Annotated in this window: 25 protein-coding genes, 1 pseudogene and 1 riboswitch; of the genes and pseudogenes, 13 read left to right on the forward strand and 13 right to left on the reverse strand. The window is 73.1% G+C overall.

All coding sequences use genetic code 11. The features are described 5' to 3' along the window. Positions 1 to 37 precede the first annotated feature (37 nt). Positions 38 to 1,210, forward strand: coding sequence for a MerR family transcriptional regulator (locus OG259_RS21995; protein WP_443052138.1), 1,173 nt, complete (start codon positions 38 to 40; stop codon positions 1,208 to 1,210). A gap of 10 nt (positions 1,211 to 1,220) precedes the next feature. Here the strand turns inward: OG259_RS21995 and OG259_RS22000 are convergent, their stop codons facing one another. From OG259_RS22000 to OG259_RS22010, 3 genes are read right to left on the reverse strand one after another with little or no spacing between them, the layout of a single operon-like run. Continuing rightward, entirely contained in the window at positions 1,221 to 1,649 is a 429-nt protein-coding gene (locus OG259_RS22000; protein WP_328943823.1) for a universal stress protein, read from the reverse strand. Between the two features lie 52 nt (positions 1,650 to 1,701). Further along, complete coding sequence (locus OG259_RS22005; protein ID WP_328943824.1) at positions 1,702 to 2,340, reverse strand: FMN reductase; 639 nt, start codon at positions 2,338 to 2,340, stop codon at positions 1,702 to 1,704. A 3-nt stretch (positions 2,341 to 2,343) separates the two neighbouring features. Continuing rightward, complete coding sequence (locus OG259_RS22010; protein ID WP_328947143.1) at positions 2,344 to 3,429, reverse strand: LLM class flavin-dependent oxidoreductase; 1,086 nt, start codon at positions 3,427 to 3,429, stop codon at positions 2,344 to 2,346. A gap of 153 nt (positions 3,430 to 3,582) precedes the next feature. Between OG259_RS22010 and OG259_RS22015 the strand changes: the two genes are divergently transcribed. The 3 genes from OG259_RS22015 to cobM all read left to right on the forward strand — a co-directional run bounded on the left by OG259_RS22015 (position 3,583) and on the right by cobM (position 5,764). Then, on the forward strand, positions 3,583 to 3,711 hold the full coding sequence (locus OG259_RS22015) for a DUF6126 family protein (RefSeq protein WP_328943825.1): 129 nt from the start codon (positions 3,583 to 3,585) through the stop codon (positions 3,709 to 3,711). Positions 3,712 to 3,794: 83 nt separating this feature from the next. After that, entirely contained in the window at positions 3,795 to 5,018 is a 1,224-nt protein-coding gene (cbiE, locus tag OG259_RS22020; protein ID WP_328943826.1) for a precorrin-6y C5,15-methyltransferase (decarboxylating) subunit CbiE, read from the forward strand. Further along, positions 5,015 to 5,764 (forward strand): precorrin-4 C(11)-methyltransferase, encoded by a 750-nt coding sequence (gene cobM, locus OG259_RS22025; RefSeq protein ID WP_328943827.1) that lies wholly within the window; start codon positions 5,015 to 5,017, stop codon positions 5,762 to 5,764. Before cbiE ends, cobM begins: the two co-directional genes overlap by 4 nt. 106 nt (positions 5,765 to 5,870) lie before the next feature. Here cobM and OG259_RS41790 read toward each other — a convergent pair whose 3' ends face one another. Then, on the reverse strand, positions 5,871 to 5,945 hold the full coding sequence (locus OG259_RS41790) for a 50S ribosomal protein bL37 (RefSeq protein ID WP_015034725.1): 75 nt from the start codon (positions 5,943 to 5,945) through the stop codon (positions 5,871 to 5,873). Positions 5,946 to 6,007: 62 nt separating this feature from the next. On the opposite strand from OG259_RS41790, the gene OG259_RS22030 reads away from it, so the two are divergent. Continuing rightward, complete coding sequence (locus tag OG259_RS22030) at positions 6,008 to 6,721, forward strand: hypothetical protein (RefSeq protein WP_328943828.1); 714 nt, start codon at positions 6,008 to 6,010, stop codon at positions 6,719 to 6,721. An 18-nt stretch (positions 6,722 to 6,739) separates the two neighbouring features. Here the strand turns inward: OG259_RS22030 and OG259_RS22035 are convergent, their stop codons facing one another. Next, positions 6,740 to 7,867 (reverse strand): cobalt-precorrin-5B (C(1))-methyltransferase, encoded by a 1,128-nt coding sequence (locus OG259_RS22035; RefSeq protein WP_328943829.1) that lies wholly within the window; start codon positions 7,865 to 7,867, stop codon positions 6,740 to 6,742. Between the two features lie 12 nt (positions 7,868 to 7,879). Here OG259_RS22035 and OG259_RS22040 point away from each other — a divergent pair, with 12 nt between their 5' ends. Both OG259_RS22040 and OG259_RS22045 read left to right on the forward strand, forming a co-directional pair. Beyond that, positions 7,880 to 8,611, forward strand: coding sequence for a cobalt-precorrin-6A reductase (locus OG259_RS22040; RefSeq protein ID WP_328943830.1), 732 nt, complete (start codon positions 7,880 to 7,882; stop codon positions 8,609 to 8,611). A 185-nt stretch (positions 8,612 to 8,796) separates the two neighbouring features. Then, positions 8,797 to 10,311, forward strand: coding sequence for a serine hydrolase (locus OG259_RS22045; protein ID WP_328947144.1), 1,515 nt, complete (start codon positions 8,797 to 8,799; stop codon positions 10,309 to 10,311). Positions 10,312 to 10,318: 7 nt separating this feature from the next. On the opposite strand, the gene cobJ is transcribed toward OG259_RS22045, so the two are convergent. From cobJ to OG259_RS22060, 3 genes are read right to left on the reverse strand one after another with little or no spacing between them, the layout of a single operon-like run. Then, the gene (cobJ, locus tag OG259_RS22050) at positions 10,319 to 11,827 is read right to left on the reverse strand and encodes a precorrin-3B C(17)-methyltransferase (RefSeq protein ID WP_328943831.1); all 1,509 of its coding nucleotides are present in this window, start codon (positions 11,825 to 11,827) and stop codon (positions 10,319 to 10,321) included. Next, complete coding sequence (locus OG259_RS22055; protein WP_266900827.1) at positions 11,824 to 12,459, reverse strand: precorrin-8X methylmutase; 636 nt, start codon at positions 12,457 to 12,459, stop codon at positions 11,824 to 11,826. The genes cobJ and OG259_RS22055 overlap by 4 nt, the downstream gene beginning before the upstream one ends. A gap of 14 nt (positions 12,460 to 12,473) precedes the next feature. Then, on the reverse strand, positions 12,474 to 13,712 hold the full coding sequence (locus OG259_RS22060) for a cobalamin biosynthesis protein CobG (RefSeq protein ID WP_328947145.1): 1,239 nt from the start codon (positions 13,710 to 13,712) through the stop codon (positions 12,474 to 12,476). 181 nt (positions 13,713 to 13,893) lie between these two features. Continuing rightward, positions 13,894 to 14,045, forward strand: a riboswitch (cobalamin riboswitch). A 72-nt stretch (positions 14,046 to 14,117) separates the two neighbouring features. Here OG259_RS22060 and cobN point away from each other — a divergent pair. Beyond that, positions 14,118 to 17,738 (forward strand): cobaltochelatase subunit CobN, encoded by a 3,621-nt coding sequence (cobN, locus tag OG259_RS22065; protein WP_328943832.1) that lies wholly within the window; start codon positions 14,118 to 14,120, stop codon positions 17,736 to 17,738. 4 nt (positions 17,739 to 17,742) lie between these two features. Here the strand turns inward: cobN and OG259_RS22070 are convergent. Both OG259_RS22070 and OG259_RS22075 read right to left on the reverse strand, forming a co-directional pair. Then, positions 17,743 to 18,198: pseudogene (locus OG259_RS22070) on the reverse strand (ATP-binding cassette domain-containing protein); the annotation flags it as partial. 2 nt (positions 18,199 to 18,200) lie between these two features. After that, positions 18,201 to 18,548 carry a DoxX family protein gene (locus tag OG259_RS22075; protein WP_328943833.1) on the reverse strand — a complete coding sequence of 116 codons (348 nt, stop codon included), beginning with the start codon at positions 18,546 to 18,548 and terminating at the stop codon, positions 18,201 to 18,203. Positions 18,549 to 18,640: 92 nt separating this feature from the next. Between OG259_RS22075 and OG259_RS22080 the strand changes: the two genes are divergently transcribed. The 4 genes from OG259_RS22080 (at position 18,641) to OG259_RS22095 (ending at position 21,602) form a co-directional block, all read left to right on the forward strand. Continuing rightward, the gene (locus OG259_RS22080; RefSeq protein WP_266893774.1) at positions 18,641 to 19,084 is read left to right on the forward strand and encodes a MarR family winged helix-turn-helix transcriptional regulator; all 444 of its coding nucleotides are present in this window, start codon (positions 18,641 to 18,643) and stop codon (positions 19,082 to 19,084) included. A gap of 116 nt (positions 19,085 to 19,200) precedes the next feature. Next, the gene (locus OG259_RS22085) at positions 19,201 to 20,076 is read left to right on the forward strand and encodes an alpha/beta fold hydrolase (RefSeq protein WP_328943834.1); all 876 of its coding nucleotides are present in this window, start codon (positions 19,201 to 19,203) and stop codon (positions 20,074 to 20,076) included. Between the two features lie 207 nt (positions 20,077 to 20,283). Beyond that, complete coding sequence (locus tag OG259_RS22090) at positions 20,284 to 21,243, forward strand: hypothetical protein (protein ID WP_328943835.1); 960 nt, start codon at positions 20,284 to 20,286, stop codon at positions 21,241 to 21,243. A 2-nt stretch (positions 21,244 to 21,245) separates the two neighbouring features. Then, positions 21,246 to 21,602 (forward strand): GntR family transcriptional regulator, encoded by a 357-nt coding sequence (locus OG259_RS22095; protein WP_328943836.1) that lies wholly within the window; start codon positions 21,246 to 21,248, stop codon positions 21,600 to 21,602. A 148-nt stretch (positions 21,603 to 21,750) separates the two neighbouring features. Here OG259_RS22095 and OG259_RS22100 read toward each other — a convergent pair whose 3' ends face one another. Next, entirely contained in the window at positions 21,751 to 22,710 is a 960-nt protein-coding gene (locus OG259_RS22100) for a D-2-hydroxyacid dehydrogenase family protein (protein WP_328943837.1), read from the reverse strand. A 233-nt stretch (positions 22,711 to 22,943) separates the two neighbouring features. Here OG259_RS22100 and OG259_RS22105 point away from each other — a divergent pair, with 233 nt between their 5' ends. Then, on the forward strand, positions 22,944 to 23,909 hold the full coding sequence (locus OG259_RS22105) for a S1 family peptidase (protein WP_328943838.1): 966 nt from the start codon (positions 22,944 to 22,946) through the stop codon (positions 23,907 to 23,909). 27 nt (positions 23,910 to 23,936) lie between these two features. On the opposite strand, the gene OG259_RS22110 is transcribed toward OG259_RS22105, so the two are convergent. Together OG259_RS22110 and OG259_RS22115 are read right to left on the reverse strand one after the other, a co-directional pair. Continuing rightward, on the reverse strand, positions 23,937 to 24,374 hold the full coding sequence (locus tag OG259_RS22110; protein ID WP_328943839.1) for a hypothetical protein: 438 nt from the start codon (positions 24,372 to 24,374) through the stop codon (positions 23,937 to 23,939). Continuing rightward, on the reverse strand, positions 24,371 to 25,834 hold the full coding sequence (locus OG259_RS22115) for an APC family permease (protein ID WP_328943840.1): 1,464 nt from the start codon (positions 25,832 to 25,834) through the stop codon (positions 24,371 to 24,373). The genes OG259_RS22110 and OG259_RS22115 overlap by 4 nt, the downstream gene beginning before the upstream one ends. Between the last annotated feature and the right edge of the window lie 45 nt (positions 25,835 to 25,879).

Below are 25,879 nucleotides of genomic sequence, written 5' to 3' on the forward strand. Positions count from 1 at the left end.
CAGGGAGGAGAATCGAGCCGTGCGCGACGAAGAGCCCATGTCCACGTCCCTGCCCGAGGGCACGCCCGTGCCCGGGCCGATGCTGACCATCGGGGACTTCGCCCGCGCCTCCCGGCTCTCCGCCAAGGTGCTGCGTCGCTACGACGAGCTCGGCCTGCTGCCGCCCGCCCGTGTCGACCCGTTCACCGGCTACCGCTACTACGCCGTGGAACAGCTCGAACGGGCCCGGCTGATCTCCTGGCTGCGGCGGATCGACATGCCGCTCGCCGAGGTGGGACGGGTCTGCGGGCTGTACGCGTCGGACGCGGCGGCCGCGGCCCGGGCGATCCGCGGCTACTGGGCGCGGGTCGAGTCGGAGACCGAGGCGCGGCGAGACCTGGCGGCCTCCCTGGTGGACCGGCTGAGGGGACACACCGAGATGACCGACGAGATGACCGGCGAGATGAACGTAGAGGCGACGACCGCGGCGACGGCGGGGGCGACGGCGGGGAGGACCGACGCTCCCGCCTTCGTCCTGCGGACCGCCGTGTGCCTGGACCGCGGCCTGGTCCGCGCCGCCCAGCAGGACGCGGCCCACGCGGGCCCGCACCTGCTGGCCGTCGCCGACGGGTACGGCCCCGAGGGTGAGCGGGCCGCGCTGGCCGCGGTCGGCGCGCTGGAAGCCGTACCGCCGCCGTCGCCTTCGGCGCGCGCCGGGGACGTGCTCAACGCCCTGGAGGACGCTGTCCGCACGGCCGACGGCGCGGTCTCCGGCCTGGCCGACTCGGGCACGACGCTGACCGCGGCCGTGTGGACGGGCGGCCGTCTGGCCCTCGCGCACGTGGGCGACTCGCGGGCGTACCTGCTGCGGGACGGCACGTTCGTACGCCTCACCCGCGACCACACCGTCGTCCAGGCCCTCGTCGACGCGGGCGAACTGGACCCGGCCGAGGCGGCGGACCGCCCCGACCGGGCGCTGCTCCTGAAGGCCCTGGACGGCGGGGACGTGCCGCCCGAGCCGGAGCTGGGAGTGCACGAGACGCGGCCCGGCGACCGCTATCTGCTGTGCACGGACGGGCTTTCGGCGATCGCGTCGGCCGAGGACATCCGCCGCGCGCTCGCCGCGGGCGTCGGCCCGGACGACGCGGCCGGGGCGCTGGTCGCGCTGGCGCGGGACCTGGGCGGCCCGGACAACGTGGCGTGCGTGGTGGCGGACGTGGTGCCCGCCTGAGGACGCCCCGTCAGTCGTCCGTGCCCCGTACGACCACCACCGGGCACGGCGCGTGCTGGGTCACCCTGCTGGAGACGGAGCCCAGGACCGCCGCCTTGAAGCCGCTGTAGCCGCGGTCGCCGACGACCAGCAGGGACGCGCCCTCGGCCTGGTCGATCAGGGCCTGGGCCGGGCTGCCGCTGACGACCGTACGGGTCACGCCGGCGGCGACGGCCGGGTCGAGCGCCTTGGACAGGGACTCGTCCAGGGACTGCTCGGCGAGCATCTCGGGGTTGAAGTCCGGCGGTACCCCGGGCGCCGCCGCCCAGGACGCCGGGTACTCCCATCCGATGACCGCCTGGAGGGAGTCCCCGGTGAGGGCGGCCTGCCCGGCCGCCCACTGCAGCGCTTTCAGGGACGGTTCCGAGCCGTCCACGCCCACCACGATCCTGCCGGCCATCGCCGACCTCCGTTCGTTGTCGGGAACCCTCCCCCACAACGTAACAAAAGGATCAATCCAGGCGCAGATCGGCCAACTGCTTCTCGAACGGGACGACCTCGTCGTCGTCGAGCCGCCGGGACGGCCGGGCCGCGACCGTGTCGGCGAACTCGTTGCCCGCCCGGGTGATCCGGGAGGGCAGCCCCTCCCCCCATCCCGTCGGGGAGGCCTCGTCACCGCCGGAACCCCAGTCCTCCGACGCCGCGTAGACGGCGGTCGGGACGACGAGGGCCCGCAGGTAGGCGAAGAGCGGCCGCAGTGCGTGGTCCAGGACGAGCGAGTGCCGGGCGGTGCCGCCGGTCGCCCCGATGAGGACCGGGGTGCCGGTCAGCGCGGCCGGGTCGATCAGGTCGAAGAACGACTTGAACAGACCGCTGTACGAGGCGGTGAAGACCGGGGTCACCGCGATGACCCCGTCCGCGCCGGTCACCGCGTCGATCGCCTCCTGGAGCTGCCCGGAGGGGAAGCCGGTCACGAAGTTCTTCGCGATGTCGACGGCCAGGTCGCGCAGTTCGACGACCTGGACGTCGACGGCGTACTCCTGCTCGGCCAGCCGGTACCGGGCGGCCTGCACGAGCCGGTCGGTGAGCAGCCGGGTGGAGGAGGGGGAGCTGAGGCCGGCGGAGACCGCGACCAGCTTCAGGGTCTGCATGGCTTACGACTCCTTCGTGTGCGCGGCGATGACGGCGGGGTGGAGCGGCGCGGCGGCGGGGACGCCGGCCGGGCGCAGGTTCTCGAACTCCTTGCGCAGCACCGGGACGACCTCCTCGCCGAGGATGTCGAGCTGCTCCAGGACCGTCTTGAGGGGCAGTCCCGCGTGGTCGACCAGGAACAGCTGGCGCTGGTAGTCGCCCACGTAGTCGCGGAAGGAGAGGGTGCGCTCGATGACCTCCTGCGGTGAGCCGACGGTCAGCGGGGTCTCGCGGGAGAACTCCTCCAGGGAGGGGCCGTGGCCGTAGACCGGCGCGTTGTCGAAGTACGGGCGGAAGTCCCGTACCGCGTCCTGCGAGTTCTTCCGCATGAAGACCTGGCCGCCGAGGCCGACGATCGCCTGCTCGGGGGTGCCGTGGCCGTAGTGGGCGTACCGCTGGCGGTAGAGGCGGACCATCTTCTCGGTGTGCTGCTTGGGCCAGAAGATGTGGTTCGCGAAGAAGCCGTCACCGTAGTAGGCCGCCTGCTCGGCTATCTCCGCGGAGCGGATGGAGCCGTGCCAGACGAACGGCGGGACGCCGTCGAGCGGGCGCGGGGTGGAGGTGAAGCCCTGGAGGGCGCTGCGGAACTTGCCCTCCCAGTCGACCACGTCCTCCCTCCACAGCTTGTGGAGGAGCGCGTAGTGCTCGATGGCGAGCGGGATGCCCTGCCGGATGTCCTGGCCGAACCACGGGTAGACGGGGCCGGTGTTGCCGCGGCCCATCATCAGGTCCACGCGGCCGTCGGCGAGGTGCTGGAGGGTCGCGTAGTCCTCGGCGATCTTCACCGGGTCGTTGGTGGTGATCAGCGTGGTGGACGTGGAGAGGATCAGGTTCTCCGTGCGGGCGGCGATGTGCCCGAGGAGGGTGGTGGGGGAGGAGGGCACGAACGGCGGGTTGTGGTGTTCACCGGTCGCGAAGACGTCCAGCCCGACTTCCTCGGCCTTGAGCGCGATGGCGACGGTGTTCTTGATCCGCTCGTGCTCGGTCGGGGTACGGCCGGTGGTGGGGTCGGTCGTCACGTCGCCGACGGTGAAGATCCCGAACTGCATCGTGCTCACCTCTCGCGTTCCTGGTGCCTCGCGGCTAGTGGTTGAAGCTTAAACTATCCCGCTCAACGGTGCCACCCCTCCGCCTATTCCGGTGCCACCCCTCCGCCTCCTCCGGCCCGTACCGAGCCCGCCCCGGCCCGTACCCTGGAGCGCATGACCGATCTGGAGCGCTGGAAAGAGCGCGGAGTGATGCTCCGTGTCTTCATCTACGTCTTCGCCACGCACGCGTTCGCCGGCTTCGTCTGGATCCTCTTCTACGTGGGACAGCACGCCCAGAAGTAGCGGCCCGCCCGACGGGGGCGAGGCCGCCCGAGTGGGACCCGCCACGTACCGCCGGAAAACGGCCCTCACGTAAAGTCACGCAGGTGAACGGTGCGATAGCGGTCGTCGGAATCGGCGCGGACGGCTGGGACGGGCTCCCCGAGGGTTCCCGCCGCGTCCTGCGCGACGCCGAGGTCCTGATCGGCGCCCCCCGTCAGCTCGACCTGCTGCCCCGCGACGACTGCCCCGGCGAGCGGATCAGCTGGCCCTCTCCGCTCCGCCCCGCCGTCCCCGGCCTGCTCGCCGCCCACCAGGGCAGGACCATCGCGGTCCTCGCCAGCGGCGACCCGTCCTTCTACGGCATCGGCCGCACCCTCGCCGAGACCGTCGGCGCCGACCGCCTCCGGATCCACCCCCACCCCTCCTCCGTCTCGTACGCCTCCGCCCGCCTCGGCTGGCCCCTGGAGGCCGTCGAGACCGTCTCGCTCGTCGCCCGGCCGCTCGCCGCGCTGTCCGCCGCACTCCACCCGGGGCGCAGGCTCCTCGTCCTCGGCGAAGGCCCCGAGACCCCCGCCCGGGTCGCGGCCCTGCTCCGGGAGACCGGCTGGGGCGGCACCCGCGTCCGGGTCCTCGAACAGCTCGGCGGACCCCGTGAGCGGCTCCTCGACGCGACCGCCGCCGACTGGCCCTACGAGCGGACCGACGCGCTCCATGTCCTCGCGCTCGACTGCGTACGGGACCCGGACACGCTCCGGCTCGGCGCCGTGCCCGGACTGCCGGACGAGGCGTACGAACACGACGGGCAGCTCACCAAGCGGTACGTACGGGCCGCCACGCTCGCCGCCCTCGCGCCCGCGCCCGGCGAACTCCTCTGGGACATCGGCGGCGGCTCCGGCTCCATCGGCATCGAATGGATGCGGACGCACCGCTCCTGCCGGGCGCTCGCGGTCGAGAAGTCACCGGAACGCGCGGCGCGGATCGAGCGGAACGCCGACGCCCTCGGCGTCCCCGGCCTGCGGGTGGTCACGGGCCCGGCGCCCGCCGCCCTCACCGGCCTGGACGCCCCCGACGCGATCTTCATCGGCGGCGGCCTCACCGCACCCGGCCTCCTCGACGCCTGCTGGGACGCACTCCCGGCCGGCGGCCGGCTCGTCGCCAACACCGTGACGCTGGAATCCGAGGCGCTGCTCGCCGACCGCTACCGCCGCCACGGCGGCGAACTGATCCGGCTCGCCGTCGCCGCCGCGGTCCCCGTCGGCGGCTTCACCGGCTGGCGCCAGGCGATGCCGGTCACCCAGTGGTCCGTCACCAAGGAAGAGGAAGCATGACCGTCTACTTCATCGGCGCGGGCCCCGGCGCGGCCGACCTGATCACCGTGCGCGGCGCGCGGACGCTCGCGAAGTGCGGGGTCTGCCTGTACGCCGGCTCCCTCGTCCCCACCGAGCTGCTCGCCGAGTGCCCGCCGGACGCGAAGCTCGTCGACACGGCGCGGATGGACCTGGACCAGATCGTCGCCGAGATCGCCGCCGCCCACGAGGCCGGACAGGACGTGGCCCGGCTGCACTCGGGCGACCCGTCGGTGTTCAGCGCGATGGCCGAGCAGATGCGACGCCTGGACGCCGCAGGCATCCCGTACGAGGTCGTCCCCGGCGTCCCGGCCTTCGCCGCGGCCGCTGCCGCGCTGAAGCGCGAGCTGACCGTCCCGACGGTCGGCCAGACCGTCATCCTCACCCGCATCGCGCAGCAGGCCACGCCCATGCCGGAGGGCGAGGACCTGGCGACCCTGGGCCGCAGCGGCGCACTGCTCGTCCTCCACCTGGCCGCCCGTTACGTGGACCGGGTCGTCGGCGAACTCGTCCCCCACTACGGCGCGGACTGCCCGGCCGCGGTCGTCGCCATGGCCAGCCGCCCCGACGAGATCGTGCTGCGGGGCACCCTGGAGGACATCGCGGCCCAGCTGAAGGAGGCCGGCATCACGAAGACGGCCGTCATCCTGGTCGGCCGCACGCTCGCGGCCTCGGAGTTCCGCGACAGCCACCTGTACGACCCGGCGCGCGACCGGCACGTCTGCTGATCTCCGTCGGCGCACGCGCCGGGGCCCCGGGGAGTCCGATCCCCGGGGCCCCGGCGCGTGGACGTCGGCTGTTCCGACGTCGGGCGCCGTACGCCGGCGCCGTACGTCAGGCGTTGGGACGCTTGCCGTGATTGGCGTTCTTCTTCTTGCGGGCGCGCCTCTTGTTGCCTCGCTTGGCCATGGGGCTCCCTCTCGCTCGGGGGGTATGTGCTGGTAAGCCTAGGTTCGTGACCTGGGGGCCGCATGTCGGCCGTCAGCGGCGTGCGGTCTCATGGAGGGGTGACTGTCTACGACGTGGCCCGGGCGCTGCCGGGTATCGAGGAACTGCGCGACCACAGCCGGGGGCTCGCGATGGTGGAGGCCGTGCTCTGCCCGGAGTGGGAGAGCCGGTACTACTCCTTCGACGCCCACTGGTCGGAGCGCGAACAGCTGGCGTCGATGAAGGACGGTTCGGGCGGCGAGTACACGATCGTCCTCTCCTCCGCGGGGGCGTTCGCGCGGGCCTTCGACCACGAGTCGCAGATGAGCCCCTTCGGGCCGCTCGCGGACGGGCAGACCTGGCCGGGGGTGCTCGACGGGGTCCCGGAGGCCTTCCGGGAGTACCTGACGGAGCCCGCGTTCACCGACGAGGACGGGGTCCACGTGACCACCGCCTGCCTGTGGCGCGAGACCACGGACACGGCCTGGCACACGGGCCCGGTGAAGTTCACGGACCTGGAGGACCGCGAGGACCCGGACGGCTCCGGGCGTCTCCTCCACCTGCTGACGAACCGCACGGCGGAGGCGTACGTGGAGTTCGCCGAGGACTACTACGAGCGGCCGATCGACATCGAGGCCGTACGCCACGTGCTCGCGCTGCGTCCGCTGACGGCGGAGATCGTCGCCGCCCTCAACCCGGAGGCGACGCTCGCGGACCTCGCCGAGGACGTGCGGGAGATCGGCTACCCGACGGCCTGACCCCCGGCTTCTCCAGCCTCACGTGCTCGCAGGTCCTGCCGGTTCCGACCGCCCCACGACCGTCCCCGCCCGGTCGATGCAGATCACGTCCACCGCGACCGGGGCGCCCCGCAGGACCGCGAGGGACTCGTCGCGGGCGCGGGCGGCGACGAGGTCGCCGAGGGGCACGCCCGCGGCCTCGCAGAGGCGGAGCGCGGCGAGGCCCGTGTTGGCTTCGGCGATCTCCGCGGCGAGGGCCTCGGAGGCGCCGCCGGTGCGGGCCAGGTCGGCGAGGAAGCCCTTGTCGACCTGGGAGCGGGCCGAGTGGAGGTCCAGATGGCCGGCGGCCAGCTTGGAGAGCTTCGCGAAGCCGCCGCAGATCGTGAGGCGGTCGACGGGGTGGCGGCGGATGTACTTGAGGACCGCGCCCGCGAAGTCGCCCATGTCGAGGAGCGCGATCTCCGGCAGCTCGTAGAGGCCCGCGACCGTCCGCTCGGACGTCGAGCCCGTGCAGCCCGCCACGTGCGTCAGACCGCCCGCGCGGGCCACGTCCACGCCCCGGCGGATCGAGTCGATCCACGCCGAGCACGAGTACGGGACCACGACACCCGTCGTGCCGAGGATCGACAGGCCGCCCAGGATGCCGATCCGGGGGTTCCAGGTGGAGCGGGCGATCTCGGCGCCGTTGTCGACGGAGACGGTGATCTCGACGTCGCCGCTCCCGCCGTGCCGGGCCGCGACCTCCGCCACGTGCTCCCGCATCAGCTGCCGGGGCACCGGGTTGATCGCCGGCTCGCCGACCTCCAGCGGAAGCCCCGGCAGGGTGACCGTGCCGACGCCCTCGCCCGCCCGGAACACGACGCCCGAGCCGGCCGGCAGGAGCCGTACCGTCGAGCGGATCACGGCCCCGTGCGTGACGTCCGGGTCGTCGCCCGCGTCCTTGGTCACGGCGGCCATGGCCGTACCGGCGTCGAGGGACTCCGCCGTCAGCGCGAAGGACGGGGTCTGGCCCTTCGGCAGCGTGACGGTCACCGGGTCCGGGAAATCGCCGGTCAGGAGCGCCGTGTACGCGGCCGTCGTGGCCGCCGTCGCGCAGGCGCCCGTGGTCCAGCCCGGGCGGAGACCGGTGTGCTTGAGTTGGGCCTCACGCCCGCCGCCTGAAGTCACGAAGAGGCTCCTGTGCACATACTCATTCTCGGTGGGACCACCGAGGCCCGCGCCCTCGCGGGCCTGCTGGACGGCCGGACCCGGGTCACCAGCTCCCTCGCGGGGCGGGTGGCGAGTCCCCGGCTGCCCGAGGGCGAGGTCCGGATCGGCGGGTTCGGGGGCGTCGACGGGCTCGTGGAGTGGATCGGCGCGCACGCCGTGGACGCGGTCATCGACGCCACGCATCCCTTCGCCGAGCGGATCAGCTTCAACGCGGCCCGGGCGGCCGCCACCGCCCATGTTCCCCTGCTCGCGCTGCGCCGCCCCGGCTGGGTCCCGGGGGACGGCGACGACTGGCGCTCCGTGGCGTCCCTGGCGGAGGCGGCCGGGGCCCTGGACGGCCTCGGCGACCGGGTCTTCCTGACCACGGGCCGGATGGGCCTGGCGGCCTTCGCGGACCGCCCGGAGTGGTTCCTGGTCCGCTCGGTGGACGCCCCGGACGCCCCGATGCCGGCCCGCACCGAGATCCTCCTCGACCGGGGGCCGTTCACCCCGGACGGTGAGCGGGAGATCCTCGCCCGCCACCGGATCGACGTCCTGGTGACGAAGGACAGCGGCGGCGCGGCGACCGCCCCGAAACTGACCGCGGCCCGCGAGGCGGGCCTTCCGGTCGTCGTCGTCCGCCGCCCCCCGGTCCCGGAGGGCGTACCGGTGGCGACGACGCCGGAAGAAGCGGCGGCCTGGGTGCAGTCGCGCATCGTGTGAGGAGGGGCAGAGCCCCCTGCCTCCGGCCGCCCGGCGTCGTCGAGCAGCAGGAGTCCGTACCCGGCCGGCCGGGTACGGACTGGGCTCCGTTCCCCCCGCGCGACAGACAACCCCGGCAGGCGTTCAATGGAAGCGTGGTTACCGTCCGATGGCTGGTCACCGCGGGGATCGTGTCCGTGCTGGGCATGGGTTCCCTCGCCGGGACCGGTCCGACCCCCACCCCGACACCCGAACCGCCCCCGGCTCAGCCGCCGCCGCAGCTCGACCGGGCGGACGTGGACCGGGCGGTCGACCGGCTCGACCCGAGCGTCGCGGAGTTGATGAGGAAGACCGGGGTGCCCGGGGTCTCCGTCGCCGTCGTGTACAAGGACCAGGTCGTCCACATCAAGGGATACGGCGTCCGCGAGGTCGGCAGGGAAGGCAAGGTCGACGCCGACACCGTCTTCCAACTGGCCTCCGTGTCCAAGCCGATCGCCTCCACCGTCGTCGCCGGGGCCGTCGGTGTGGACGGCTGGCAGAAGCCGGTCAATCCCGAACTTCCCGAATTCCGGCTGAAGGACCCGTGGGTGACCGATCACGTGACGGCCGCCGACCTGTTCTCGCACCGCAGCGGCCTCCCCGACCACATGGGCGACCTGCTGGAAGACCTCGGCTACGACCAGGAGTACATCCTGTCCCACCTGCGGTACGCGCCCCTCGCGCCGTTCCGCGCGAGCTACGCGTACACCAACTTCGGTCTGACGGCGGCCGCCGAGGCCGTCGCCGCGGAGAAGGGCGTGCCCTGGGCGAAGCTCGCCGAGGACACGCTCTACAAGCCCGCCGGCATGAACGACACCAGCTCCACCTTCCAGGACTTCATCGCGAACCCCGACCGGGCCCACGGCCACGTCAAGCAGGCCGACGGGACGTGGAAGGCGCAGTTCGTGCGGGACCCGGACGCCCAGTCCCCCGCCGGCGGCGTCAGTTCCTCGGCCCGTGACATGGCGACCTGGCTGCGGCTCCAGCTCGCCAACGGCTCGCTCGACGGGCGCCGGATCATCGAAGAGGAAGCCCTCGACCTCACCCACCACCCCGAGTCCGTCGCCAACCCGGCGCACGCACCCGCCGGGAGGACCGGTTTCTACGGCCTCGGCTGGAACGTGTCGTACGACGACGAGGGCCGGCTGCGCCTCTCGCACACGGGCGCGTTCGCGCTCGGCGCGCACACCAACGTCACGATGCTGCCGGGCGAGCAGCTCGGCATCGTCGTCCTCACCAACGGCGCGCCGGTCGGTGTCGCCGACGCCGTCGCCCTCGACTTCTTCGACACCGCGCAGGACGGGAAGCCGAGCCGGGACTGGCTGCCGCTCGTCAACGCCCTGTACGAGCAGGAGGCGGACGCCGGACGCTCCGACACGGACTTCGCGAAGCCCCCGGCCGACGCGACGGCCGCGAAGGAGAACAGCGCCTACACCGGCACGTACGCCAACGACTACTACGGCCGTCTGACGGTGGTGGAGGCGGACGGCGGGCTGGTCCTGCGACTGGGGCCGGAGCCCCAGTCGTACAAGCTCACCCACTACGACGGCGACACGTTCAGCTTCGTGACGCGCGGGGAGAACGCCGTCGGTCCCACCGGCGTCACGTTCTCCCCGGACGGCAGGACCGTCCGCGTCGAGTACCTGGACGAGGAAGGTCTCGGCACCTTCACCCGTCAGTAGGCGCCGTTCACCCGTAGCGGCGCGGCGTCCACGTGATGGTCCGGCCGTCGGCCCGCTCGACCGCCCTCGTCTGCGAGGAGCCGATGAGCAGCAGGGTGCGCATGTCGACCTCGGAGGGCTCCAGGGTCTTCAGGGTGACGACCCGTACGGACTGCTCGGGGCCGCCGACGTCACGGGCGACGACCACCGGGGTCTCCGGGGAGCGGAGTTCGAGCAGGAGGTCGCGGGCGGCGGCCACCTGGTGGGTACGGGACTTCGACCCCGGGTTGTACAGCGCGAGGACCAGGTCGGCGGCGGCCGCGGCGCGCAGCCGGGCCTCGATGACGTCCCAGGGCTTGAGCCGGTCGGAGAGCGAGATGGTCGCGTAGTCGTGGCCGAGGGGGGCGCCCGCGGCGGCGGCGGCCGCGTTGGCGGCGGTCACCCCGGGGAGGACCCGTACCGGGACGTCCGCGTACTCCGGTTCGCAGGCGACCTCCAGGACGGCCGTGGCCATCGCGAAGACGCCCGGGTCGCCGCCGGAGACGACCGCGACCTTGTGGCCGCGGCGAGCCAGGTCGAGGGCGAACTCGGCGCGCTCGGACTCGACCTTGTTGTCGGAGCCGTGCCGGATCTGCCCGGGGCGGAGCACCGGCACCCGGTCCAGGTACGTGGTGTAGCCGACGAGGACGTCGGCGTTGACGAGCGCGCCGCGCGACTCGGGGGTGAGCCAGGGCGCGCCGGCCGGTCCGGTGCCGACGACGACGACCTCGCCCCGCTCGCGTACGGCGGGTTCCCGGTCGATGCGGGAGGGCAGCACGGCGACGGAGAAGTACGGGACGGACGCGGGGTCGACGTCCACGAGGTCGCCGGTCCGCTCGCCCGCCATGAAGGCGCGCTCCACGTACCGGGCGTCGTCGAGCCGCCCGGCCCGCTCCAGGGCCCGCTTCACGGTGGGGAAGGTACGGCCGAGCTTCATCACGACCGCCGAGTCGGTGCCCGCGAGACGGGCCGTCAGCTCGTCCTCCGGCAGGGTGCCGGGGATGATCGTGAGGACCTCCTCCGCCTCGCACAGCGGCTCGCCGAGCCGGGCGGCCGCGGCGGACACCGAGGTGACACCGGGGATGACGGTGGTGTCGTAGCGGTCCGCGAGCCGCTTGTGCATGTGCTGGTACGAGCCGTAGAACAGCGGGTCGCCCTCGGCGAGGACGGCGACCGTGCGGCCGGCGTCGAGGTGCGCGGCGAGGCGGGCCGAGGCCTCCTCGTAGAAGTCGTTCAGGGCGCCCCGGTAGCCGCCGGGGTGGTCCGTGGTCTCCACCGTGAGCGGGTACATCAGCCGCTCCTCGATGTGGTCCGCACGGAGGTGCTCGGCGGCGATCGAGCGGGCGATGGAACGGCCGTGGCGGGCCGAGTGGTACGCGATGACGTCGGCGGCGGCGATGGCCTTCACGGCGGCCACCGTCATCAGGTTCGGGTCGCCGGGGCCGAGCCCGACGCCGTAGAGCTTGCCCTTCACGGACGCTGTTCCGGTCTTGCTCATGCCTGGATCTCCGCTTCGTGGGCGATCGCGTTGATGGCTGCGGCCGTCATCGCGCTGCCGCCGCGGCGGCCCCGTACGACGAGGTAGTCGAGGCCCAGCTGCTGCGCGGCCAGGGCCTCCTTGGACTCGGCGGCGCCGATGAAGCCGACCGGTATGCCGAGGACGGCAGCGGGCTTTCCGGCCCCGTCGGCGACCATCTGCAGGAGGTGGAAGAGGGCGGTCGGCGCGTTGCCGATGGCGACGACGGACCCTTCGAGGCGGTCCCGCCACAGTTCGAGGGCGGCGGCGGAGCGGGTGGTGCCGAGGTCGGCGGCGAGCGCCGGCACGGACGGGTCGGAGAGGGTGCAGATCACCTCGTTGTCGGCGGGCAGCCGACGCCGGGTGACACCGCTCGCGACCATCTGGGCGTCGCAGAGGACCGGCGCACCGGCGCGGAGCGCGGCGCGGGCGTTCGCGACGACCCCGGGGGAGTACGCGATGTCCTGGACGAGGTCGGTCATGCCGCAGGCGTGGATCATCCGGACCGCCACCTGGGCGACGTCGGCGGGCAGGCCCGCCAGATCCGCCTCGGCGCGGATCGTGGCAAAGGACTGGCGGTAGATCTCCGCCCCGTCCTTCTCGTAGTCGAACATCCTGTTGCTCTCGCTCATCTCGTCGTGCGGGCCGTGGTCACGGCTTCGGGCAGGGCGGTACGGGGGGTGGGGACGCCGTCCACCAGGTAGTCGCCGCCGGCGGTGGCGAGGACGTCGGTCCAGTCGCCGTGCGGATGTCCGCAGCGGCGCTCACAGCCGGAGAAGTGCACGGGGAGGCCGGGGCCGTGCCCGTGCCCGCGGCCGGGTGCGGGGCCCGGGGCCGCGTCCGCGCGGACGTCGGCGAGGGACTTGGCGCAGCCGGGCCGCCCGGTGCAGGCGGTGACACCGGCCCAGGGGGAGTCGGGGCGGGTGATCAGGCCGTGTGCGTCGAGGGCGGGCAGCCGGTCGGCGCCGGCCCCGACCACGACGACGCCGCGCCAGGGCGTGAGCCGCACCTCTTCGGCGGGCAGCAGCGCCCGGAGCTGGGCGGCGGTGAGACGGCCGAGGGGCGCGAGCACGGAGAGGGCGGTGGGGCCCAGGACGCCGGGGGAAGGGGGTGAGCCGTGGGGGAGTACGGGTGCGTGGACGGGCTCCGCCGTCACCCCCGACTCCGCCATGTCCACCTCGTACCCCTCCGGGAGTTCCCGGACCCGCCAGGCCCCGGTTCCGGCCTTCCGCGCCGTGGCGAGGAACCCGCCCGCCACCGCCAGGGCCGCGGCGGGCGCGTCGGAGCCGGAGAGCCGGACGGCTCGACCGCCGACGTGCAGTTCCGCCGCTCCGGACGTCACTGCGACCAAGGTCACATCCCCGCCGAGCCCGGCCACGTCACCGCGTCCGTCGTCGAGGACGAAGAGGAATCGGCCGGAAAGCGCCGCCGCCCAGGGCGCGGCGCACAGCAGCGCGTCCAGCTCGCGGGCCCACAACTGCACGTCGGAGGTGCCGAGTCCGTCGAGCCCGGCGGCCGGGGAGGCGACGATGTTGCGGACGCGCTCGTGCGTGGGGGAGGGCAGCAGGCCCGCCTCGGCGAGGAGCGCCGCCAGCTCGGCCCCGCAGTCCTCGGAGAGGCCGCGCAGCTCGGCGTTGCCACGCGAGGTGATGCTGAGCCGTCCGTCGCCCAGAGTCTCCGCCGCGTCCGCCAGGAGCTCGACCTGACGGGACGTCAGGCGGCCTCCGGGCAGGCGGAGTCGGGCGAGGCGGCCGTCGTCGGCGGAGTGCAGGCGCAGCGCCCCGGGGCACGCGTCGCCACGGTCCCGTATGCGAGGTTCGCCCGGGTCGGGCGTCGGGGGCGGGGTGGGCGGCATGGCGGCGAGCATACCGACGGGCCACCGGGCGGCCACCGGGCGCGATCCGGCCGACGCGGCAGCCGACGCGGCGGCGGAGGCCGGTCGGTCCGGGGCCGGCAGCGGGCCCGGCGCACGATCCCGCCCGCCGTGTGATCCGCAGTGTGATCCGGCCGACTCCGTCACCCGGCCCGGCCCGTCGACCGCACGATCTACTATGCAGACGGCATGGGGTCCCAGGACCCCGGGGAGGAAGCCCGGTGAGAATCCGGCGCGGTCCCGCCACTGTGAGCCGACCCGGGCTGTGCGTCTGCGCGCTCCCGGGACGGTGAGTCAGGAACTCCCTTCCCCAAGCTCTCGGCTTGCTCGAGCAAGGGGAGGCCCAACCCATACGACCACCCGGGGCGCGGACAACCCCGAGGAAGGCCTGCGCTCGCCATGCTTCTGCTGCTGTCGCACTCCGACACCGACCTGCTCAGCGCCCGCGCGGCCGGCGGCCCGGTGGAGTACCGCTTCGCCAACCCCGCCCGCCTGCCCCTCGCCGAACTGACCGGCCTGCTGGCCGAGGCCGAGCTGGTCGTCGTACGGCTCCTCGGCGGCCTCCGCTCCTGGGAGGAGGGCCTCGACGCGGTTCGCGCCGCCGGAAAGCCGGTGGTGGTCCTCAGCGGCGAACAGGCCCCCGACGCGCAGCTGATGGAGGCGTCCACCGTCCCCGTCGGCGTCGCCACCGAGGCGCACGCCTACCTCGCGCACGGCGGCCCCGCGAACCTGGAGCAGCTGGCCCGCTTCCTCTCCGACACTGTCCTGCTCACCGGTCACGGCTTCGAGTCCCCGGCGGCCGCCCCCACCTGGGGCCCGCTGGAGCGCACCCCCCGGACGACCGACGGCCCGACGATCGCGGTGCTCTACTACCGCGCCCACCACATGAGCGGGAACACCGCCTTCGTCGACTCGCTGTGCCGGGCGATCGAGGACGCCGGCGCCCAGGCACTCCCGCTGTACGTGGCGTCCCTGCGCGCCCCCGAGCCGGAGCTGCTCGACCGCCTCCGCACCGCCGACGCGATCGTCACCACCGTCCTCGCGGCGGGCGGCACCAAGCCCGCCGAGGCACAGGCCGGCGGCGACGAGGAGGCCTGGGACGCGGGCGCGCTCGCCGCGCTCGACGTGCCGATCCTGCAGGCTCTCTGCCTGACCGGCTCGCGCGCCGCCTGGGAGGAGAACGACGAGGGTCTCTCCCCGCTGGACGCCGCCAGCCAGGTCGCCGTGCCCGAGTTCGACGGCCGGCTCATCACCGTCCCGTTCTCCTTCAAGGAGATCGACGAGGACGGTCTGCCCGCGTACGTCGCCGACGCCGAACGCGCGGCCCGCGTCGCCGGGATCGCCGTCCGGCACGCCCGGCTCCGGCACATCCCGAACGCCGAGAAGAAGCTGGCGCTCGTCCTCTCCGCGTACCCGACGAAGCACTCCCGCATCGGCAACGCCGTCGGCCTGGACACCCCCGCCTCCGCCGTCTCGCTCCTGCGCCGACTGATCGCCGAGGGGTACGACTTCGGCCCCGAGGCCGACCTTCCCGGCCTCGTCTCCGGCGACGGCGACGAGCTGATCTACGCCCTCATCGAGGCCGGCGGCCACGACCAGGACTGGCTGACCGAGGAGCAGCTCGCCAAGAACCCGGTCCGCATCCCGGCCGCCGACTACAAGCGCTGGTACGCGACGCTCCCCGAGGAGCTGCGCACCCACGTCGAGGAGCACTGGGGCCCGGCGCCCGGCGAGATGTTCCTGGACCGGTCGCGCAACCCGGAGGGCGACATCGTCCTCGCGGCCCTGCGCCGCGGGAACCTGCTGATCCTCATCCAGCCGCCGCGCGGCTTCGGCGAGAACCCGATCGCGATCTACCACGACCCCGATCTCCCGCCGTCCCACCACTACCTGGCCGCCTACCGCTGGATCGCCGCCCGCGCCGAGGACGGCGGCTTCGGCGCCGACGCCATGGTCCACCTGGGCAAGCACGGCAACCTGGAGTGGCTGCCCGGCAAGAACGCCGGTCTGTCCGCCGCCTGCGGCCCCGACGCGGCCCTCGGCGACATCCCGCTGATCTACCCGTTCCTGGTCAACGACCCGGGCGAGGGCACCCAGGCCAAGCGCCGCGTGCACGCCACGCTCGTAGACCACCTGGTGCCGCCGATGGCCCGCGCCGACTCGTACGGCGACATCGCGCGCCTGGAGCAGCTGCTCGACGAGTACGCGCAGATCTCCTCCATGGACCCGGCGAAGCTGCCCGCGATCCGCGCCCAGATCTGGACGCTCATCCAGGCCGCCAAGCTCGACCACGACCTGGGCCTGGAGCAGCGTCCCGAGGACGACGGCTTCGACGACTTCCTGCTGCACGTCGACGGCTGGCTGTGCGAGGTCAAGGACGCCCAGATCCGCGACGGTCTGCACGTCCTCGGCGGAGCCCCGGAGGGTGAGGCCCGGGTCAACCTGGTCCTCTCCATCCTGCGCGCCCGCCAGATCTGGGGCGGCACGCAGGCGCTGCCCGGTCTGCGCGAGGCCCTCGGTCTCGACGAGTCGGCAGCGACCCGCACGACCGCCGACGAGGCGGAGGCGAAGGCCCGCGAGCTGGTCGAGGGCATGGAGGCGGCGGGCTGGTCCGTGGACGCGATCTCGGCCGTGGCGGCCGCGTACGGCTCCGAGGTGCACGCCGTGCTGCGCTTCGCCTGCGAGCAGGTCGTGCCGCGCCTGGCCGCCACCACCGACGAGCTCACCCACGCGGTGCACGCCCTGAACGGCGGCTTCGTCCCGGCCGGACCGTCCGGTTCGCCGCTGCGCGGCCTGGTCAACGTCCTGCCGACCGGCCGGAACTTCTACTCGGTCGACCCGAAGGCCGTGCCGTCCCGGCTCGCCTGGGAGACCGGGCAGGCGCTCGCCGACTCCCTCCTGGAGCGCTACCGCACCGACAACGGCGAGTGGCCGACGTCCGTGGGCCTCTCCCTGTGGGGCACCAGCGCGATGCGTACCGCCGGTGACGACGTCGCCGAGGCGCTCGCCCTGCTCGGCGTCCGCCCGCTGTGGGACGAGGCCTCGCGCCGGGTGAACGGCCTGGAGCCGATCCCGCTCGCCGAGCTGGGCCGCCCGCGCGTCGACGTCACCCTGCGCATCTCGGGCTTCTTCCGCGACGCGTTCCCGCACGTCATCGGCCTCCTCGACGACGCCGTCCGGCTCGTCGCGGGGCTTGAGGGCGAGTCCGCCGAGGACAACTACGTCCGGGCGCACGCCCAGGCCGACCTCGCCGAGCACGGCGACGAGCGGCGCGCCACGACCCGTATCTTCGGCTCCCGGCCGGGCACGTACGGCGCGGGCATCCTCCAGCTGATCGACTCCCGCGACTGGCGTACGGACGCGGACCTCGCCGAGGTGTACACGGTGTGGGGCGGCTACGCGTACGGCCGCGGGCTCGAAGGCCGCCCGGCTCGCGCCGAGATGGAGACGGCGTACAAGCGGATCGCGGTGGCCGCGAAGAACACCGACACCCGCGAGCACGACATCGCCGACTCCGACGACTACTTCCAGTACCACGGCGGCATGGTGGCGACCGTCCGCGCGCTCAAGGGCACGGCCCCCGAGGCGTACATCGGCGACTCCACCCGCCCCGAGACCGTCCGCACCCGGACGCTCGTCGAGGAGACCTCCCGGGTCTTCCGCGCCCGCGTGGTCAACCCGCGCTGGATCGAGGCGATGCGCCGCCACGGCTACAAGGGCGCGTTCGAGCTGGCGGCGACCGTCGACTACCTCTTCGGGTACGACGCCACGACCGGCGTCGTCGCCGACTGGATGTACGACAAGCTCACCCAGGAGTACGTCCTCGACCCGGAGAACCAGGCCTTCCTGAAGGAGGCCAACCCCTGGGCCCTGCACGGCATCGCGGAGCGGCTCCTCGAAGCCGAGTCGCGCGGCATGTGGGAGAAGCCGGACCCGGAGACCCTGGCCGCCCTGCGCCAGGTGTTCCTGGAGACCGAGGGCGACCTCGAAGGGGCGGCGGACTCCTCCGACGAGGACTGACTCCTCACCAGGGCGGGGCCGGTGCCAGTTCGAGGCGGCGGCCCCGGAAGCCCTCCCTGAGGCGACGGTCGTGGGTGACCACGACCAGCGTGCCCGAGTAGTGCGCGAGCGCGGCCTCGATCTCCTCCACGAGCGCCGGGGCCGGATGGTCGGTCGGCTCGTCGAGGAGGAGCAGATCGGCCGGTTCGGCGACGAGGCGCGCCAGTTCCAGTTTCCGGCGCTGTCCTGTCGACAGATACCGGACCGGGGTCGTCAGGTCCCCGGCGGAGAAGAGACCGAGGGCGAGCAGTTCGTCCGTGCGGTCCACTCCGAAGGCCTCGCCCACCGTACGGGGGTCGGTGGGTGGGGCCGTCTCCTGACCGAGCGTTCCCACCCGGGCGGGCACCTTCACCGTGCCCGCGTCCGGGGCGAGTTCACCCGCGAGCCCCTTCAACAGGGTGCTCTTCCCGGCGCCGTTCGGGCTCAGGCGGAGATCGTGCGGAGCGCCAGCGCGGCTATCGCGAGCAGGGTGAGGACCACGACCGGTGCGATCTCGTAGTCCTTGGCCCGCAGGTGGGTGATCAGGGCGCCGATGAAGTAGAGGGCCACGCCGATCGCCGCCGCCCCGCCCAGCGCCGGCACGGCGAGCCCCGCGAGCAGGCCGAGCGCGCCCGCCGCCTTCAGGCTCGCCAGTCTCGGCAGCCAGGACTCCGGCACGTCCAGCTTGGTCATGCTGCCGACGATCTGCGGGTTGCGCGTGAAGGTCAGGAAGGCGGAGGCGGAGAGCGCGAAGGCGAGCAGCGCCGCGACGACGACATAACCGATGAACATGGACGTACTCCAATGATCTGACAGCTTCAATCGTTGAACTGTATCAACGATTTCCATCGCTCCACAATAGGGTTGTTGCTACGGTGGACGGCATGGCAGCTCTCCCGACCGACCGCCTCGGCTTCCTCCTCTCCTTCCGCGGCGAGCTCACCGGCGCGCGCATCCGCGCGGCCCTGGGCGTCGCCGGACTGCACCCGAGGAACGCGATGACGCTGATGCGGCTCGCCCCCGGATCCATGAGTCAGCGGGAACTGGCCGCCGCCATGGAGGTCGACCCCAGTCAACTGGTGGCGATCCTCAACGAGTTGGAGTCGGACGGGCTTGCCGAGCGGCGCCGTGACCCGGCCGACCGGCGCCGTCACATCGTGGAGATCACCGAGGCGGGCGCGGTGGCGCTCGAACGGGTCGACGCGGCGGTGAGCGCGGCGGAGCGCGAGCTCTTCGGTGACCTCACCGAAGCCGAACAGACCTTGCTGCGCGGTTTGCTGGGCCGGGTCGTGGTGGACCCCGCCGAGCATGACTGCGACGGCGGGTAGAGACGCCGGGTAAGGACGCCGGGCAAAAGGGTGCCCGAACGGGCGCGCGACCGATGAGTTCCGGTGGGGCCGGGGGTCTACCCCCGTGAAGCGCCCACCACCGAGGAGACATCACCATGGCCGAGACCGACACCCGCACCCTGGTCACCGCCGGCGCGACCCTGCGCTACGACGTTCGCCCCGGCACCGGGACCGACGAGCGCCCCCTGCTGCTGATCGGCTCCCCGATGGACGCGAGCGGCTTCACCACGCTCGCCTCCCGCTTCACCGACCGGACCGTCGTGACGTACGACCCGCGCGGGGTGGCCCGCAGCGAGCGCACCGACGGCGCGACCGAGACGCTCCCCGAGGAGCACGCCGACGATCTGGCCCGGCTGATCGAGGCACTCGGCGCCGGCCCCGTGGACGTCTTCGCGAGCAGCGGCGGCGCCGTCAACGCCCTCGCCCTGGTGGCCCGGCGCGGCGACCTGGTGCACACCCTCGTCGCGCACGAGCCCCCGACGGCCCAGGTCGTCCCGGACCGGGAGGCGGTCCTGGGGGTCTGCGCCGACGTCCACGCGACCTATCTGCGGGAGGGCTGGGGGCCCGCGATGGCCAAGTTCCTCGCGCTGGCCGGCCGCAAGGGCGAGTTCCCGGCGAACTGGGCCGAGGAGCCCGCGCCCTCCCCGGCCGCGTTCGGCCTGCCGGCCGAGGACGACGGCTCGCGCGGCGACCCGCTGCTCGGCCAGAACATGCGCGGCTGCACCTCCTACGTCCCCGACTTCACCGCCCTGCGCGCCGCGCCGACCCGGATCGTCGTCGCCGCCGGCAAGGAGTCCGAGGGCACCTTCGCCGCCCGCGCGGCGGTCGCCGTCGCGGAGGGCGTCGGCACCCCGCTCGCCGTCTTCCCGAGCCACCACGGCGGCTTCCTGGGCGGCGAGTTCGGCCAGCAGGGCGCCCCGGAGGAGTTCGCGGAGGCGCTGCGCGCGGCCCTCGACGACAGCACCGACTGACCTCCCCCGGTCAACCCTTCGACGCGGCGGCGGCCTGCACGGCCGCCGCCGCGTCGACGTTTCCGGGCTGGAGCGCGGTGGAGTCGTTGCCCGCGGCGGCGACGACCGCGCCCTTGCCGTCGGCGACGGAGACACGACGGGAAGTCGAGTTGTTCTAGCGAAGTACGAACAACTTGTTCTATCCTGATGCAAACAAAGGGGGGTTTCATGCACCGCGCCACGCTCCGAGTCCGCAACTTCGCCGCGCTCCCGTTCGACCTCACGATCGTCACCTACCTGATCCTGCTCACCGTCTGGGACGACCGGATCCCCGACACCCTCGCCACGCATTTCGGCGGCGGCGACGGCGGCCGTGCCGACGGTTTCACCGGTCGTGTCGCGTTCGCTGGCATCAGCGTCGGCCTGCTCCTCGTGCTCCGCACCGGCTGGAGGGTCCTCGTCCGCCGTACCGCCCTGTGGGGAGCGTGGGCCACCGCCGGATTCGCCGGAACGCTGCTCGTCCTCGTCCTGCGGGACAACCTGGACGCCGTCGACCCGGCCCGGGTCACCTCGCCGCTCACCAACCTGGCGGTCGCCGCGGCGGTCGCCGCCGTACTCGCCCTCGTGGGGTGGGGGCTGACCCTGCTCGTCCCGCCGGGCGACCTGGCCGGACTGCCCGCCGAGACCGACGGCCCCCGGCTCGCGCTCGGCGCGAGCGAGGTGGCCGGCTGGACCCGCGCCACCGCCTCCCTGCCGATGACCCTCATCGGGGTGATCGCCCTGGCCGTCCCGGTCGGCCTGGTCCGGGAGCCCTGGCCCGACGCCCTGCTCGCGCTGCCCGGTCTGGTCATCGGCGTACCGAGCCTGGCCCTCGCCAGGATCCGGGTCACCGTCGACCGGCGCGGCGTCACCGTCAGGCCCTCGCTCTTCTCCTGGCCACGCGTGCGCGTGCCGCTGGACGAGGTCGCGGGCGCGAGCGTCCGGGAGCTCGACATCCCCGCCGTGCACACCGACTTCGGCGGCTGGGGCTACCGGGTCCGGGGCGACCGGACCGGCATCATGCTGCACTCCGGCGAGGCCCTCGTCGTCCGGCGCAACAGCGGGCGGGAGTTCGTGGTCACCGTGCCCGACGCGCACACCGCCGCCGCCCTCCTCAACACGCTCGCCGAACGGCATGGGAAGGTCTGACCGTGCTCTTCCGTGTCGACCCGGCCTCCGCCGTGCCCCTCGGCGACCAGATCGCCGCCTGCGTCCGGGGCGCCCTCGCCGACGGCTCCGCCGCACCCGGCGAGCGCCTCCCGGCCGCCCGGGAAGTCGCCGACTCCCTCGGCGTCAACGTCCACACCGTCCTCCGCGGCTACCAGCGGCTCCGCGAGGAGGGCCTGATCGAACTCCGCCGGGGCCGCGGCGCCGTCATCGTCCCCGGCGCCACCGCCCCCGACCGGGCCCGCCTGGTCTCCCGGCTCCGCGAGGCGGCGGCGGACGCCCGCGAGCTGGGCCTGACCGACGAGGAGTTCGTGGAACTGGCGCGTACGAGCCTGGGATGAGTCAGGCGGCTCAGGCAGGCAGGTCAGCCGGCTCAGGCAGCCCCGGCGACTCAGGCAGGTCAGCCGGCTCAGGCAGGTCAGGCGACTCGCGCGGCTCGGGACTCCGGCGAACGGGTGCATCAGGTGGCCGGGTGAGCAGGCGAACGGATCAGCCCAGCTCGCGTACCGGCGCACCCGCCAGAAAGGCCTCGACGTCCTCGACCGCCTGCCCGAAGTACCGCCCGTAGTTCCCCTCCGTCACGTACCCGAGGTGCGGGAGCGCGAGGACGTTCGGCAGGGACCGCAGGGGGTCGTCCACGGGCAGTGGCTCCGTCTCGAAGACATCGAGGCCCGCCCCCGCGATCCACCCCTCGCGCAGCGCCCGCAGCAGCGCCCCGCCGTCGACGAGTCCCGCCCGTGAGGTGTTGACGAGGTACGCGTGCGGGCGCATCGCCCTCAGCTCGGGTTCCCCGATCAGGCCGCGGGTGCGGTCCGAGAGGACCATGTGGAGCGAGACGAAGTCGCTGTCGGAGAGCATCTCCCGCTTGTCCTTCGCGAGCCGTACGCCGTGCTCGGCCGCCCGCTCCTCCGTCAGGTTCGGGCTCCACGCATGGACGTCCATCCCGAAGGCGAGACCGATCCGGGCCACCCGGGCGCCGATCTTGCCGAGGCCGACGAGCCCCAGGGTGCGGCCGGCCAGGTCGGCACCGACGGTGGACTGCCAGGGCCCGCCCTCGCGCAGGGCCCGGGCCTCGGCCGGTACGTGCCGGGCGAGGCCGAGGAGGAGCGCCCAGGTGAGTTCGGTGGGCGGCTCGGAGCTGCTGGCGGTCCCGCAGACGGTCACACCGCGCGCGCGTGCCGCGGCGACATCGATGGAGGCGTTGCGCAGCCCGGAGGTGATGAGCAGCCGGAGCCGGGGGAGCCGGGCGAGCAGCTCGGCGTCGACCGGGGTCCGTTCCCGCATGACGACGAGGATCTCGCAGTCCTCGACGGCGGCCACGAGCGCGTCCCGGTCGGTGAGGTGCTCGCGCAGGATCCGGACGTCGACGCGGTCGGCGAGCGGGCTCCAGTCGGCGGAGGTCAGGGCGACGCCCTGGTAGTCGTCGAGTACGGCGCAGCGCAGCTTCATGACGGCATGATCGCGTACGCCCGATGCCTTGCCCAGAGCGACGGTGCCGGGGGGAGCCTCCCCGGCGGTGTCGGTGAGGGCTCCCCCCCCCCGACGACCTGCCGGTGGGGGGATACCCCCACCGGCCTCGGGCCGCTGCCCGGAGTCGCCTTCCGCCTGCTCGCTCCATGGTCCGGTGGATCTCGGCCGAGCAGGCTGAGCACGTACGGATGTCCCAGCCGAAGGAACTCTCTGTGTTCAGCAACAAGCCGGTGCGCCGTCGTGCGGCGCGCACCGCTGCCGTCGGTGTCCTCGCCGCCGCCACCTGCGTCACCCTGATGACCGGCAGTGCTTCGGCGATCGTCAACGGTCATGATTCCAGCGAGAGTTACCCCTTCATGGTGACGATCCCGGAGTCGGCCCCGAAGTACGGCCTCAACGACGGCAACTGCGGCGGGTCGCTGATCGACCGGCAGTGGGTGCTGACGGCGGCCCACTGTCTGAAGGGCGACGGCCTCGTCGTGGAGGGCGTCGTCAGGGTCGGCAGCGACCGGCGGAAGTCCGGCGGCACCGTGCGGAAGTTCGACCGGACCTTCATCCACCCCGGCTATGTGAACGGCGAGAACAAGGCCGCCAACAAGGACGACATCGCGCTGATCCGGCTGGACCGCCCGGTCGACCGGGAGCCCGTCCCCCTCGCACGGCAGGTGGGCCGGCCGGGCACCCCGACTCGTCTCCTGGGCTTCGGGACCACAGTCGACGGCGCGTTCGCCTTCGCGCCCCGGCTGCAGGAGCTGGACACCCGCAGGGGCGCCGAGTCCGAGTGCGCGCCCGGCTACGCGGACCGGACCCGGCTGTGCACGATCAGCACGGTGCCCAAGGCCATGGCCTGCGTCGGGGACTCCGGCGGACCGCAACTGCAGAAGGGCAGGGACGGTCGGTGGGAGCTCATCGGAGTGACCTCGGGCCCCGGCGCCCGGAACGTGCCCTGCTCGGGGGGACCGGGCCTCTACACCAGCGCACCCGCCTACGCGGACTGGATCGGCAGGACCATGAAGGACAACGGCGGCCCGGCGCCCGCGGGAGAGGGCGCCGGCCTCGCCGAGACCGGTACGGGCGATGACACTCCGGCGCTCGCCGGCGTGGCCGCCGCACTGATCCTCGCCGGCGGAGCCACCACCCTCGGCCTGCGCCGGAGGAAGGCCCGCCGCTCCGCCTGACGCGTACAGCCGCCCGGCCCCCGCGCCCTACCGCCGGACGGTGTCGTCGGTCTTGAGGTCGTTCAGGGCGTCGTCGAAGTCGTCGACCTGGTCCGGGCAGTAGACCTGGAGGACGATGCGCTCGACCTCGACGGCCTTGGTGTCGGTGATGACGGGGCGCATCCCGGGGCCGGCGGCGCCGTTCGCCTGCTGGATCTTCCACAGCGCCGTCTTCAGGGCGCTGCCCGGATCCTCGCAGACCGGGCCGCCGTCGGTGCCGAGCAGCCGCTCGATGGTGTCGGTCTCGGGGGAGGGGTATCCGGCGTCCACCAGCGCGTCCTGGAGCTGGTTGGCCTTGGCCGCGGTCTCGTTGTTCGTCTTCACGCTCTCGTACCGGATGAGGCCGGTGATGACGAGGCCGACGAGGATCACGATCGCGCCCACGTAGACCCATTTGTGCTCGGAGGCGAAGCGGGTGGGACTCATGCCTGCTCTCCCTCGCTCGGAGCGGTGGCGGCGGCCGTCTTCCAGCTCGGCTTGCGGAACTTCAGGAAGGCCCACGGGATCAGGAAGCCCAGGATGACGAGGCCGCCACCGATGATGCCGATGTACGCCCAGACGCTGCCGCTGCCGAACTGGGAGCTCGGGACGAAGCCGATGCACAGCGCGGCGAGCGAGGCGAGCAGACCGACGACGCACAGGACGCTCAGCGCGGGTGCGCGGTAGCCGCGGGGGTGGTCGGGCTGGGTCTTCCGCAGCCGCATCGCCGCGGCGAACATCAGCAGGTAGACGATGAGGTACACCTGCGTGGTGATGACCGAGAAGATCCAGTAGGCGCTGGAGACGTTCGGGATCAGCGCGTACCCGAGGGCGATGATCGTGGTGACGATGCCCTGGGTGACCAGGATGTTCTGCTGGATGCCGTTCTTGTTCAGCTTCTGCAGGTACGGCGGCAGGTAGCCCTCCTGGCGGGAGATCTCAAGGAGGCCCTTCGAGGGCCCGGCGAGCCAGGTGAGCATGCCGGCGAGGGAGGCGGACACCAGGGCGACGGCGGCGATCGGGGTGAGCCAGCCGATGTCGAAGTACGCGAAGAAGGCGTCGAACGCCTGCATCACGCCTGCCGTGAGGCTGAGCTGGTCGGCGGGCACGACCCAGCTGATGGCGAGCGCCGGCAGGATGAAGATCAGCAGCACGAGGCCCATCGCCAGGAACATCGACTTGGGGTACTCCCTCGGCGGGTCCTTGAGCGAGGAGACGTGCACGGCGTTCATCTCCATGCCGGAGTACGACAGGAAGTTGTTGACGATCAGGACGAGGCTGGCCAGGCCCGTCCACTGCGGGAGCAGGTTCGAGGCGGTCATCGGGGCGGCCGAGGGGTTGCCCTGAGCGAGGAAGACCATGCCGAGGACCACCAGCAGGGTGCCGGGGATCAGGGTGCCGATGATCAGGCCCCCACTGGCCAGTCCGGCCAGTGCTTTCGTGCCGCGCGAGGAGACCCACACGCCCGACCAGTAGAGGACCACGATGACGATCGCGGTGTACGGGCCGCTGTTGGCGAGCGCCGGGTCGATGATGTAGGCGATGGTGGACGCGACGAACCCGAGCAGGCTCGGATAGTAGAAGATCGTCATCGCGAACTGGCACCACACGGCCAGGAATCCGAGCGGCTTCGACAGCCCCTCGGAGACCCATCGGTACACGCCGCCGTTCCAGCCGGAAGCGAGCTCCGCGGAGACCAGGGCGGTCGGCAGCAGGAACACGATCGCCGGGACGAGATAGAGGAACACGCAGGCCAGGCCGTAGACGGCCATGGTGGGTGCGGCTCGCAGACTCGCCACCGACGCGGTGGTCATGAGGGCGAGCGTCACCCAGGTGAGGGTGGTGGGTGCCGGTCGCGTCGCCGCCCGCGGCCTGGGGACGTCGGCCGGTGTGTCGATGCTGCTCATGGAGGCCCTTCCTCTGGTCGCACGCTGAGCCCAAGCTCGGTCGTG

The organism is Streptomyces sp. NBC_00250 (genome assembly GCF_036192275.1).
Lineage (GTDB): Bacteria > Actinomycetota > Actinomycetes > Streptomycetales > Streptomycetaceae > Streptomyces.